10 protein-coding genes are annotated in these 12,625 nt (G+C 73.0%); 3 read left to right on the forward strand and 7 right to left on the reverse strand.

The window, feature by feature from the left end; genetic code table 11:
• Positions 1-92 precede the first annotated feature (92 nt).
• The 3 genes from APR04_RS08925 to APR04_RS08935 all read right to left on the reverse strand — a co-directional run bounded on the left by APR04_RS08925 (position 93) and on the right by APR04_RS08935 (position 2,435).
• Complete coding sequence (locus APR04_RS08925) at positions 93-725, reverse strand: regulatory protein RecX (RefSeq protein ID WP_253869377.1); 633 nt, start codon at positions 723-725, stop codon at positions 93-95.
• A gap of 34 nt (positions 726-759) precedes the next feature.
• Positions 760-1,977 carry a recombinase RecA gene (recA, locus tag APR04_RS08930; RefSeq protein ID WP_301312278.1) on the reverse strand — a complete coding sequence of 406 codons (1,218 nt, stop codon included), beginning with the start codon at positions 1,975-1,977 and terminating at the stop codon, positions 760-762.
• Between the two features lie 221 nt (positions 1,978-2,198).
• A complete protein-coding gene (locus tag APR04_RS08935; RefSeq protein ID WP_253869378.1) occupies positions 2,199-2,435 on the reverse strand; it encodes a DUF3046 domain-containing protein in 237 nt (78 codons plus the stop codon).
• 73 nt (positions 2,436-2,508) lie between these two features.
• Between APR04_RS08935 and APR04_RS08940 the strand changes: the two genes are divergently transcribed.
• A complete protein-coding gene (locus APR04_RS08940; RefSeq protein ID WP_253869379.1) occupies positions 2,509-7,668 on the forward strand; it encodes an Lhr family helicase in 5,160 nt (1,719 codons plus the stop codon).
• Here APR04_RS08940 and APR04_RS08945 read toward each other — a convergent pair.
• Complete coding sequence (locus APR04_RS08945) at positions 7,634-8,413, reverse strand: DUF998 domain-containing protein (RefSeq protein ID WP_253869380.1); 780 nt, start codon at positions 8,411-8,413, stop codon at positions 7,634-7,636. The genes APR04_RS08940 and APR04_RS08945 overlap by 35 nt on opposite strands.
• 202 nt (positions 8,414-8,615) lie before the next feature.
• Between APR04_RS08945 and APR04_RS08950 the strand changes: the two genes are divergently transcribed.
• Entirely contained in the window at positions 8,616-9,413 is a 798-nt protein-coding gene (locus APR04_RS08950) for a DNA-formamidopyrimidine glycosylase family protein (RefSeq protein WP_253869381.1), read from the forward strand.
• An 86-nt stretch (positions 9,414-9,499) separates the two neighbouring features.
• Here the strand turns inward: APR04_RS08950 and APR04_RS08955 are convergent, their stop codons facing one another.
• The 3 genes from APR04_RS08955 to pgsA all read right to left on the reverse strand — a co-directional run bounded on the left by APR04_RS08955 (position 9,500) and on the right by pgsA (position 11,209).
• The gene (locus tag APR04_RS08955) at positions 9,500-9,853 is read right to left on the reverse strand and encodes a helix-turn-helix domain-containing protein (protein WP_253869382.1); all 354 of its coding nucleotides are present in this window, start codon (positions 9,851-9,853) and stop codon (positions 9,500-9,502) included.
• A 247-nt stretch (positions 9,854-10,100) separates the two neighbouring features.
• Positions 10,101-10,622, reverse strand: coding sequence for a CinA family protein (locus APR04_RS08960; protein WP_253869383.1), 522 nt, complete (start codon positions 10,620-10,622; stop codon positions 10,101-10,103).
• The gene (gene pgsA / locus APR04_RS08965; RefSeq protein ID WP_253869384.1) at positions 10,619-11,209 is read right to left on the reverse strand and encodes a CDP-diacylglycerol--glycerol-3-phosphate 3-phosphatidyltransferase; all 591 of its coding nucleotides are present in this window, start codon (positions 11,207-11,209) and stop codon (positions 10,619-10,621) included. Before pgsA ends, APR04_RS08960 begins: the two co-directional genes overlap by 4 nt.
• A gap of 88 nt (positions 11,210-11,297) precedes the next feature.
• Here pgsA and APR04_RS08970 point away from each other — a divergent pair, with 88 nt between their 5' ends.
• Entirely contained in the window at positions 11,298-12,572 is a 1,275-nt protein-coding gene (locus tag APR04_RS08970; RefSeq protein WP_253869385.1) for a CapA family protein, read from the forward strand.
• The last annotated feature ends 53 nt before the right edge of the window (positions 12,573-12,625 follow it).

The following is a 12,625-nucleotide window of genomic DNA, read 5'->3' on the forward strand; positions in this document are numbered from 1 at the left end:
TGCCCGTAACCGGGTGATCGGTAAAAGGTCAGGTGATCGGCAGCTCGGGTTGCCGATCACCTGGCCTTTTACCGACCTTTCCCGGGCTGGGCTCAGTCCTCGGAGTAGCCGAGGTCGTCTGTGTCCTCGCCCTCCGCGGCGAGCGCGTCGCGGACCAGCTCGAAGGCCAGGCCGGGCGCGTAGCCCTTGCGCGCGAGCGAACCGACGGCGCGACGGACCCGCACCTGGCGGTCGAGGCTGCGCGTGCGGGTGATGAGCTTCGTGGCCAGCTTCGCGCCCGCGACCCGCTCGTCGTCCGGGTCGAGCTGGTCCAGGGCCTCGGTGGCCGTGTCCTCGTCGATGCCGCGCCGACGCAGCTCCGCCGCGATGCCTCGCCGGGCAAGGCCCCGTTCGGCGTGCCGGGTCCGGACGATGGTCTCCGCGTAGGTCGCGTCGTCCACCAGGCCCACCTCGTCGAACCGGTCGAGCACCTGCACGACGACGTCCTCCGGGTAGCTCTTTCGGGCCAGCGACTGCTCCAGCTCACGCCGGGACCGCTGCGCCGCCGTCAGGGTCTTCAGGACTGCCTCGCGGGCCTTCTCGACGGCCTCGTCCCGGGTGATCTCGCCGGCCTCGAGACGCTCGGCGACGGTTTTGCGTGGTGCTCGGTCGGCGCTGTTGCGCCCTCCGCGGCTGCTCGTCCAGCCACCCTCCCGAGCAGCCGGACGGCCCCGACGCTTCCCCACGCCGGGACCATCCGCTGGATCACCGTACTGCACGTCAGAACGGCGCCTTCTCGGCGGCCGCTTCCGCCTTCTCGGCAGTCTTCGACGCCGCGGGCTTCGCAGCCTTCGAGCGCGCGCTGGGTGCCTTGGTGGCCTTCGCCGTTGCCGTCGTCCGGGAGGACGAGCTCGCCGCCGCGACGGTGCCCGCAGCCGGTGCGGTGTCCGTGCCGGCAGGGGCCGCCGCAGCCGCACCCCCGTCTGCCGGCGCGTCGACCTTCGGGCCCACGCCCAGCTTCTCCTTGACGCGCTTCTCGATGTCGTTGGCGAGGTCGGGGTTGTCCCGCAGGAACGCTCGCGCGTTCTCCTTGCCCTGCCCGAGCTGGTCACCCTCGTAGGTGAACCACGAGCCCGACTTGCGCACGAAGCCGTGCTCCACGCCCATGTCGATCAGGCCACCCTCGCGGGAGATGCCGTGGCCGTACAGGATGTCGAACTCGGCCTGCTTGAACGGCGGCGCCATCTTGTTCTTGACGACCTTCACCCGGGTGCGGTTACCGACCGCGTCCGTACCCTCCTTGAGGGTCTCGATACGCCGGATGTCGAGGCGGATCGACGCGTAGAACTTCAGCGCCTTGCCACCGGTGGTGGTCTCGGGCGAGCCGAAGAACACACCGATCTTCTCGCGCAGCTGGTTGATGAAGATCGCGGTGGTGCCGGACTGGCTGAGGGCGCCCGTGATCTTGCGCAGGGCCTGCGACATGAGGCGAGCCTGCAGACCCACGTGGCTGTCGCCCATCTCGCCCTCGATCTCGGCCTTGGGCGTCAGCGCGGCGACGGAGTCGATGACGATTATGTCGAGCGCACCGGAGCGGATCAGCATGTCGGTGATCTCGAGCGCCTGCTCGCCGGTGTCCGGCTGCGAGACCAGGAGGGCGTCGGTGTCGACACCGAGCTTCTTGGCGTAGTCCGGGTCCAGCGCGTGCTCGGCGTCGATGAATGCCGCGATGCCGCCCTGGCGCTGCGCACTGGCCACCGCGTGCAGCGCGATGGTCGTCTTGCCCGAGGACTCGGGCCCATATACCTCGACGACACGGCCTCGGGGCAGACCGCCGATACCGAGCGCCACGTCGAGCGCGATCGAGCCGGTCGGAATCACCTCGATAGGCGCGCGGATCTCGTCGCCGAGGCGCATGACCGAGCCCTTGCCAAAGCTGCGGTCGATCTGAGCGAGGGCCGCTTCGAGGGCCTTGTCGCGATCTGCTGGTGCGGGCATGTGCAACACCTTCGGTTTCGGGGCGCTCTGTGCGCCGGCGTGGATGGCTCTGTACGTCGTTGCCGACCGTACGCGGAGCCACTGACACGAACGCCTTCTCCGGCCGCCGCCTGTGGACGACGTTCCGAAATCCGTGCCTGTGGTCAAAGTCTAACCGAACGCGTGTTCGAGGCAACGCACGACACACCGGGGTGTCGTGGACATCTCACCGACTCATCGGCTCAGCGGCGAGGCGGCGGTGCCTGCCGGTGCTCGTCCTTGCCCCACCGGTCGGCGTCGGGCACGTCCAGCGCGTCGCACAGCGCGTGCCACACGTCACGCGGCTCGTCGCCGTCGTCCAGTGCGACAGCCGGGGTTCGGCCGTCCAGCGCAGGCAGCACCTGCTCGCGTGCGAGGGCGCGCCCGTAGGCGGGACCGAAGACCTCGTCGATCAGCTGCCAGAAATCCCGTTCGCGCACCCCGCAACCCTACGTCTCCTCGAGCGGGCGCCGAGAACCGGCCGCTGTCAGTGGTCAGGGACAGAATGGGTCCATGCCAACGCCCGACGACCCGCTCGCCCGGTTCGAACCCGCCACCCGCGCGTGGTTCGCCGGGGCGTTCGCGCAGCCCACCGCCGCGCAGGCCGGCGCGTGGGACGCCGTCGCGCGTGACCAGCACGCGCTGGTGGTCGCGCCGACCGGGTCGGGCAAGACGCTCGCGGCGTTCCTCTGGTCGATCGACCGGATCATGTCCGCTCCACCGCCCGAGGAGCGCGCCCGCCGCTGCCGAGTGCTGTACGTGTCGCCGCTCAAGGCTCTCGCCGCGGACGTGCAGCGCAACCTGCGCTCCCCGCTCACCGGCATCCGGCAGGCCGCGGCCCGGGACGGCGTCGAGGTCCCGGACGTCACCGTCGGCATGCGCACGGGGGACACGCCTGCGAGCGAGCGGCGCTCGTTCGCCCCCCGCCCCCCGGACATCCTCGTCACGACGCCGGAGTCGCTGTTCCTCATCCTCACCTCGTCGGCGCGGGCCGGTCTGGCGGGCGTCGAGACCGTGGTGCTCGACGAGATCCATGCTGTCGCCGGCAGCAAGCGCGGCGCTCATCTGGCCCTGAGCCTTGAACGGCTCGACGCGCTGCTCGACCGTCCGGCGCAACGCATCGGCCTGTCGGCGACGGTGCGCCCTGTGGACGCCGTCGCCCGGTTCCTCGGCGGCGGCCGCGACGACAGCTCCGCGCGGGAGGTCGCGGTCGTGCAGCCGCCGTCGCACAAGGAGTGGGCCATCGACGTCGTCGTGCCCGTCCCTGACCTCGCGGACCTCGACAGCGCGCCGGCAACCGGTCCGTCCGATGGCGCGCTGCCGGCGGACGGCGCGGCCCCAGGGCCGGGCGGTGCCGGGACGAACGGTGCCAGGACGAACGGTGCCGGGACGAACGGTCCGGGCACCGGCGACGACGAGATCGACCTCTCGGGCGAGGCCACACGGCCCCTGCGCCGGGCGTCGGTCTGGCCGCACGTCGAGGAGCGCGTGGTCGACCTCGTGACCGACCACACCTCCACCATCGTCTTCACCAACAACCGGCGGGGCGCCGAGCGGCTGACCGCCCGGATGAACGAGGTGTGGGCGCAGCGCCAGGGCCTGGACGTCGCCGACCCGGCCAGCACCTGGGCCGCGCTCGTGCCGGGCCAGTCGGGCACGAGCGTCGGCATCCCCCCGCCGACGCCCGGCCAGCGCGGCCTGCCCGAAGCCGTACCCGCCCAGGGCGAGACCCTTCTGGCGCGGGCCCACCACGGGTCGATGAGCCGCGCGGAGCGCACCCGCACCGAGACGGAGCTCAAGGAGGGCCGGCTGCCCGCCGTGGTCGCCACGTCGTCCCTGGAGCTCGGCATCGACATGGGGGCGGTGGACCTCGTGGTGCAGGTCGGGGCGCCGCCGTCCGTGGCGAGCGGGCTGCAGCGCATCGGCAGGGCCGGCCACCAGGTGGGTGCGGTGTCCAAGGGTGTGGTCTTCCCGCTGTTCCGCGGCGACCTCGTGCCGGCCACCGTCATCGCGCAGCGCATGCGCGCCGGCGAGATCGAGCACATGCACGTCCCTGCCAACCCGCTCGACGTCCTGGCACAGCAGGTGGTGGCGGCCCTCGCGGTCGACGACTGGGCCGAGGAGGAGCTGCTCGCCCTCGTCCGCCGCGCCGCGCCGTTCGCCCGGCTCGGCGACGCGACCTGGCGCGCGGTGCTCGACATGCTCGCCGGCCGGTATCCCAGCGAGGACTTCGCCGAGCTGCGCGCCCGCATCACCTGGGACCGCGCGACGGGCATGCTGCGCGGTCGGCCGGGAGCGCTGCGCCTGGCCGCCACGAGCGGTGGCACCATCCCGGACAAGGGCGCCTACGGCGTCTTCCTCGCCACCGACGGGCCCGACGGCGGCGCGCCGGGCGACGCCCTCACCGACACCGTGGCCGGCGGAGCCGCCCGCACGCGCGGTGGCAAGCGCGTCGGCGAGCTGGACGAGGAGATGGTCTACGAGTCCCGGGTCGGCGACACGTTCACGCTCGGGTCGAGCACGTGGCGCATCCAGGAGATCACCACCGACCGGGTGCTGGTCACCCCGGCACCCGGCCTGCCCGGACGCCTGCCCTTCTGGAAGGGTGACGCCCAGGGCCGCCCCGCCGAGCTGGGCCGCGCGGTCGGCACGTTCGTCCGGGAGGCCGACGCCGCCCTCGCGGCCGACCTCGACGCCGGGCGCAAGCACCTGCGCGACGCCGGGCTCGACGCCTGGGCCGCGGACAACCTTGCCGCCTATCTGACCGAGCAGCGGCTGGGCACCGGGCGCGTGCCCGACGACCGGACGGTGGTCGTGGAGCGGTTCCGCGACGAGCTCGGCGACTGGCGCGTGGTGATCCACTCGCCGCTCGGCGCACGGGTGCACGCGCCGTGGGCGCTGGTGATCTCCGCCCGGTTGCGCGCCCGCTTCGGCCTCGACGTGGCGGCCATGCACTCCGACGACGGGATAGTGCTGCGCCTGCCCGACGCGGGCGGCGGCTGGGAGGGCGACCCGTGGGACGCCGGCACCGCAGCTGCCGAGGACGACGACACCGGCCCGCGAGCACAGCACACCCCCGGGCAGGTCGCGCTCGACGACCTGCTCCTTGACCCGGACGAGGTGCTCGGCGCGGTCCGTGACGAGCTGGGCTCGTCGGTGATGTTCGCCGCGCGGTTCCGTGAGGCTGCGGCACGGGCGCTCCTGCTCCCCCGGCGCCGCCCCGACAAACGCCAGCCCCTCTGGCAGCAGCGGCAGCGGTCCGCCCAGCTGCTGGAGGTGGCCAGCCAGTTCCCGGACTTCCCCATAGTGCTGGAGGCCGCCAGGGAGTGCCTGCAGGACGACTTCGACGTCGCAGCCCTGGCCGACCTCATGCGCGAGATCGCGGCCGGCGGCGTCCGGGTCGTCGAGGTCACGACGCAGACCCCGTCGCCGTTCGCACAGTCGCTCCTGTTCGGCTACACCGCCCAGTTCCTGTACGACGGCGACGCACCGCTGGCCGAGCGTCGTGCGGCCGCCCTGTCGCTGGACCCGGACCTCCTGGCCGAGCTGCTCGGTGACCAGGGGGCCGCCGACCTGGCAGAACTCCTGGACCCGGGTGCCGTCGAGCGCACCGAGGCGGAGCTGGCCGGGCTCGCACCGGACCGCCAGGCCCGGGACGCCGAGGGCCTGTGGGACCTGCTCCGCCGCACCGGACCGCACCCGCTTACCGCCCTGGAGGCCCGCACCCGGGAAGAGGCCCGCCACGCCGTGGCCCGCTGGCTCGACGAGCTGGAGGCCACCCGCCGCGTCATCCGTGTCCGGTTCGCCGGCGTGGAGCAGTGGGCGGTCGCAGAGGACGCCGGCCGCCTGCGCGACGCGCTGGGCGTGGCGCTCCCGGTGGGCGTCCCGGAGACATTCACCGAACCAGTGCCCGACCCCCTCGGTGACCTGCTGCGCCGACACGCCCGCACGCACGGGCCGTTCGGCGCCGGCGCGGCGGCCCAGCGGTTCGGCCTGGGCGTGGCGGTCGTCGCGCACGGGCTGGCCCGCCTCGAGGCCGGCGGTGTGCTCGCGCGCGGCAGCCTGCGGCCCGGCTCGCTCGGCGGCACGGGCGACGAGTGGTGCGACCCCGGTGTGCTGCGCCTGCTGCGGCGGCGCTCGCTGGCGGTCCTGCGCGCCGAGGTGGAACCCGTGGAGCAGGAGGCCCTCGGCGCCTTCCTGCCCCGCTGGCAGAACGTCTCCACCGGACTGCTGCGCGCCGCGGACGGGCTCGTGCAGGCGATCGAGCAGCTCGCGGGCGCGGCGGTCCCGGCGTCGGCCCTTGAGACCCTGGTGCTGCCCGCGCGAGTGACCGACTACTCCCCCGCCCTGCTCGACGAGCTGACGGTCGCAGGTGAGGTCCTGTGGGCGGGTCACTCCCGTCTGCCCGGCTCGGGGGGCGGTGACGGCCTCGTCTCGCTCCACCTGGCCGACGGCGCCCCGCTGACGCTTCCCGCGCTGGAAGCGATCCAGGAGGAGAGCCCGCTCGACTCCGACCTGCACCGGGCGGTGCTGGACCTGCTGACCGGTTCCGGTGGCTTCTTCCTGCCGCGGGTCGCCGAGCTCACCGGCACCGCACCGGACGCCGTGCTCGAGGTGCTGTGGGACCTCGTCTGGGCCGGGCAGGTCACCAACGACGGGCTGGGCGCCCTGCGGGAACGGGTCAGCGGCGCCGGTGCCCATCGGGCGCCTCGGACGACCGCGCGCGCCCGGCCGGTGCGGCGCTCACGGTTCGCCGTGTCGCCGGGGCGCCCGACGTCGGCGCTGCGCGCCAGTGCGTCGGTCCCCGGAGGCGGGGGCCGCTGGGCCGCGCTGCCGACGCGCGAGGCCGATCCCACCTTGCGGGCCCACGCCCTGACCCAGGTGCTGCTCGAACGGCACGGCGTGCTCACCCGGTCCGGCGCGGCGGCCGAGGGCGTCGGGGCCGGCTATCGCGACGTGTATCGCGTGCTGTCCGGTCTGGAGGAACGCGGTGCGGTGCGCCGCGGATACTTCGTCGAGCACCTGGGCGGCTCGCAGTTCGCGCTGCCGGGAGCCGTCGACCGCCTGCGGGTCGACGCGCAGGACCGCGCCAGGATCGTCGAGGCCGAGCTGGAGGCCGCCGAGCGGACGACAGCCGTGGCGACCGGCACGGGCGCGAGCAGCACCAGCGGCGCCGTCGTGCTCGCCGCGATGGACCCGGCCAACCCGTACGGCGCGGCGCTCGCCTGGCCTGCTGGCCCGGACCGCTCGGCCGGTGGCAGCAGCACGTCCAGCCACGCCCCTGGGAACGACGGGACCGGGTCCGGCGTGGTCGGCCCGGCGCGGGACGCGGAGCCGACGTCGGGCAGGAGCTTCGAGAGCAGGCCCGCCGCCGCGCACCGGCCCGGCCGCAAGGCCGGGGCCATCGTGGTGCTCACCCACGGCGACCTCGCGCTGTTCGTGGAGCGAGGTGGGCGCACGGTGCTGTCGTTCACCCGGAGCCCCGCCCGGCTCGCGGTCGCCGCCGCGGCGCTGGCCCGGACCGTCCGCGAGGGCCGGCTGGGGCGCCTGGTGGTCCAGCGGGTCGACGGTGTGTCCGCCCTGGAGGCCGCGCGGCACGACCCGGTGGCGCGCGCGCTCGTGGAGGCCGGCTTCGCGGTCACCCCACGAGGTCTGCGGATCTCGGTCCGCTGAGCGCCAGAGCCGACCCTGCCACCTCGGTCTCGACGACCTCGTGCCCCGCGATCCCTGCCGTGGCGGGCCCCGAGCTCAGGTCCTCGCGGTCGATGGTGGCCGCGAGGAGGAACAGGTAGCCGATCATGATCATGAAGCCCACGCGTTCGATGAGGCCGAAGGCCACGATCCCGGAGTCGGCGAAGAAGACCAGCGACAGGTGCACCACGAGGAACAACGAGACCAGCACGCCCAGCGCGCTGGCCGCCGTCCGTAGACCTCGGGGGAGTCCCGACCGGGGCCGCTGGATCGACCGCTCCAGGCTCAGGCCGACCGCCGGGAGCACGCAGAACGCCGCTGCCGCGCTGACCCGGTGGATCGTCGCGGACAGCGTCGCTGCTGTCCCGGGCGGGTCGGTCGGGAATGCGCCGACAAGAATCATCGCCACGGCGAAGAGGATCATCGCGGCGGCGGGGACAGGGCCGACCGCCAGCCCCGCGCGATACATCCGGACCGTGAGGATCAGCCCGAGCAACGCCATGATCAGGCCGCCGGCCAGGATGAGCTCGCCGCCACCGGGCACGAAGGCGTACCAGCTGATCGGGTCGAGCACCGGGTCGACGACTGACGCGCCCACCACGTGCGCCGCGACCATCGGGAGCAATGCCGTCGCGCTGAGCCAGCCAACCGTGCGCGCGCTGCGGGGGTCTACGGGTACGGGCGGCAATTCGGAATGTCTCCCCAGGTCAGCGTGTGCGACGGTCATGAGATAAGGGTCCTGGACCGAGCGCTCGGAAGCCATCCGGTATTCCCCCGGTTACGCACGGACATCTCTGGGGGCTGTCCCCCAGTGCCGCCCGAGCGGCGGAACCCGGATCAGGTCCAGTCGCACGGGTGATATGCCGGTTGTGCGGCGTCGCTCGGCCCGGCGCACACTACGCTGAAACCCCACGACGAGGGGAGCATACGTGCCAGAGGGCGATGTTCTGCGCCTCACCGCCGAACGCCTCACCGCGGCGCTGCGCGGCCTGCCGCTCGTTCGTGCGGAGCTGCGCTGGCCGAGTGCCGGGGCTGCGAACCTGACCGGCGCCACCGCACTGGAGACCGGCGTGTACGGCAAGCACCTGCTGACCCGGCTGGACGACGGACGCACGCTCCACACGCACCTGCGCATGGAAGGGCTCTGGAAGGTCCACCGCACCGGATCACGCGATGCTTCTGCCCGGAACCCAGCGATCCGCGCCGTCCTCGCCACGGAAGCCTGGACCGCCACCGGATGGCACCTCGGGATGCTCGACCTGCTCCGCACCCATGACGAGCCCAGGATCCTGAGCGGGCTGGGTCCCGATGTGCTGGGTGCCGACTTTCCCACCACCGGGCTGCCCGACGCCGCCGCGCGGCTCGTCCGCGAGCCGGACCGACCGCTGTGCGCAGCCCTGCTGGATCAGCGCACCATCGCGGGCATCGGGACCATCTGGATGGCCGAGTCGTTGTTCGCACGACGCCTGTTCCCCTGGACGCCGACCGGGGCGCTGACCGACGAGGAGTGCCACGACCTGCTCCGCACGGCCCGCCGGCTGATGGAGCGCAGCGTGGCCGTCGGACGGGCCCGCGGCCTGGGCGCCGTCGAGATGCACGCGCACGGCAGGTCAGGCCGGCCGTGCCACCGGTGCGGCACGCCGATCAGTGTCGGCTCTGCGAACGAGAAGCCCTACGAGCGTCCCGTGTTCTGGTGCCCGACCTGCCAGGCGCCGGCGCCGAGATAGCGCAGGGAACAGCATCAGGGCGGGACCCGAACCGAGGTCTCGGTCGCGTCCCGCCCTGAAGCGGTCTCGTTCTGTCCCGGCGGCTGTTAGCCGACCGGTGCCAGGTCCGGCTGAGCGACGTCGCGCCGCGCTGCGGTCCGGTCGCCTCCCCTGGCCAGGAGACCAGCGACGAAGTCCGCCGGGATCGTGTCCGGGATCTGGAATCCTTCGGCCACCGCCACGCGGTCGCTCACCTCACGCAGGACCAAGGACAACGGCACGTCGAGCGCCTCGCAGATGGAGCCAAGAAGCTCGGACGACGCCTCCTTCTGCCCTCGCTCCACCTCACTGAGGTACCCCAGCGACACTCGCGCCGCCGACGAAACCTCGCGCAGGGTGCGCCCCTGACGCTGCCGCGTGTCACGCAGCACGTCTCCGATTTCTCGCCGTAGTACGACCATCTCGCGCCCCCTTTCAGTGCCTGTCCCTGAACTCACGCCCTGCCCCGCCTGGGCCGGACGTGTCGTGCGTGTGGTGCGCCCTCCACGCGTGGAGGTCGTTCTACCGTACCCCGCGCTCGAAGAGCTCTTGCGCCGGCTCCGGGTGGTCGGCCTGTTCGTGATCACACCTGCCCCAACGCTGTTGATATGAGCCTTGTTCCCGAACTGCGCTGTCGTCAAGCCCTGTGCAAGATTAAGCCAAGAAGTTTCACTTGTCTGTAACTTCAGGGGGCTTTGTAGGGTTTGTGTCGCTTTTTTCACCCGGCGACTCGCTAAGGAGCACCAACGCCAGCTCCAGGACACCCCGAGCGGCGTCTCCGATGATCCGGGCCCGGTCACCGTCGAGGTCCAGCCGGTGCACCTCAGAGACCACCGGGGTGCTCACCGCGACGAACACCACACCGGGGGCGTGGCCGTCCTGCGGGTCCGGGCCTGCGACGCCGGTCGTGGCGAGCCCGACGTCGGCGCCCGTCGCCGTACGTGCCCCCGCCGCCATCTCAGCGGCGACCGCCTCGTCCACGGCACCCCGGTCGGCGAGCAGGTCCACGCCGACACCGAGCAGCTCGGTCTTCAGGTCCGTCGCATAGGCGACGACTCCGCCGCGCAGCACCCGCGACGCGCCCGGTACCGCCACGAGCGCCGCGGTGACAAGCCCTCCGGTGAGCGACTCGGCCACCCCGATGGTCCATCCCCGGGCGGCCGCAGCCTCCAGCAGGCGTGCTGCCGTCATGCGCGCCGCGCCCCGGCCCGCGCATCACGGCGGATCTTCCAGCCCTGGTACGCGTACTCGACGCCCGTCACGACCGTCAGGACGAAGGCGGCCAGCAGCACGATCCAGGCGATCACCGTGAACCACTCGAAGCCGTCACGCGGCAGCAGGAACATCGAGATCGCCACGGCCTGCAGCACCGTCTTGAGCTTCCCGCCGCGCGACGCCGGCATCACCTCGTACTTGAGCATGCCCATCCGCATGAAGGTGATGCCCAGCTCGCGCACCAGGATCACCACGGGGATCCACCAGGGCAGCTCGCCGAGCGGGATCCAGAGCAGGATCAGGGCGGCGCCGATGAGCAGCTTGTCGGCGATCGGGTCGAGCAGCTTGCCCAGGTCCGTGATGAGCCCGCGCGACCGGGCGAGGTAGCCGTCCACCTTGTCCGATACCGCCGCGACCACGAAGATCGCCGTGGCCACGAGCCGCCAGGTGGTGTCGTCCCCGCCTTCGACGAGGAGTGCCCAGGCGAAGAACGGGACCATGGCGATGCGAATCATCGTGACGATGTTCGCAATATTCCAGGGCGACGGAGCGTCGTTGACCATTGCTCCAGCCTAACGGCGGTTCACCCCCGCCCGAACCGGCCGGCCGGACCGGCCCGCGGCGGCGGCCGACCTGCCATAACATCAGAAGGTGAGCACAGCTCGCGTTCCGCGGCTCTTCACGTCCGCTGCACTGACCAGCGCCCTGGTCGTCGCACCGGCAAGCTGCACCTCCGTCCCCGGGCCGGGCTCCGAGACGGCCCCGAGCAGCTCTGGCGACACGACCGCGGCTCCCCCGGCGGCGGCTCCGGTCCCGATGTCCGCAGCCCCGGAACCGCGGGACATCGAGCTCACCCTCCTCGCCGCGGGCGACGTGCTGCCGCACGGCCCCGTGAACGATTCCGCGACCGGTCCGACCGGCATCGACTACTCACCTCTGCTGGCCGGCATCGACGCCTGGGTGGTCGGCGCGGACCTGGCCCTGTGCCACCTCGAGGCGCCGGTCGCGCCGCTGGGTACGCCGCCGTCGGGCTATCCCGTGTTCGCCGCGCCGCGTGAGCTGGTCCGGGACCTGGACGAGCAGGGCTGGGACGGCTGCTCCACCGCGTCGAACCACGCGGCCGACGCCGGGTACGACGGCATCGCCGCGACGCTCCAGGCGCTCGACCGTGCCGGGATGGGGCACGCAGGGACGGCACGGGACCGCCGCGAGTCGCGCAGCGCCCAGCACTACGAGCTGCACCGGGACGGCCGCACCGTCACCGTCGCCCACCTGGCGGCGACGTACGGGCTGAACGGGTCCACGGCGCCCCGCGGCTCCTGGTCCGTCGACCTGATCGACACCCGACGCATCGTCCGGCAGGCCGAGGAGGCACGAGCTGCGGGCGCGGACCTCGTGGTGGTGAGCCTGCACGACGGTCACGAGTACGTCACCGAGCCCACCCCGCACCAGCGGAAGACGACGCGGGCTCTGGCCCGCTCGGGCCAGGTGGACCTGGTGATCGGGCACCACGCCCACGTCCCGCAGCCGGTGGAGCACCTGCCTGGCGGCCCGGGGCGCGACGGGATGTGGGTGGCCTACGGCCTCGGCAACCTTCTCTCCAACCAGAGCCTGGACTGCTGCGGGACGTGGGCCTCGGCCGTCGGGCTGCTGCTGCTCGCGGACGTCGTGGGTCCGCCGCACGGGCACGCACGGGTCACGGACGTGCGCTGGGCGGCGACCACCGTGGACCTCGCGGCCAAGCACAGGCTGCGCGGCACACGCGACGCGCTGGCCCACGCGGACGGCGGGCGGCTGACCGACACCGACCTCCGCGAGCGCCTCCGGATCGCTCAGGACAGCGTCGGCGGCACCGCGGCCGAGCGGCGCGAGCCGCCCCGGGCGACGGACGAGCCACCGCCACGCGTGCTCCCGCGGAACCGCTGAGCACCACCCTCGTGTCGCGCGCACGGCACCTCGGACGGCACGACGGCGCGGCG

It is taken from the genome of Promicromonospora umidemergens, assembly GCF_024171995.1.
Taxonomy (GTDB): domain Bacteria; phylum Actinomycetota; class Actinomycetes; order Actinomycetales; family Cellulomonadaceae; genus Promicromonospora; species Promicromonospora umidemergens.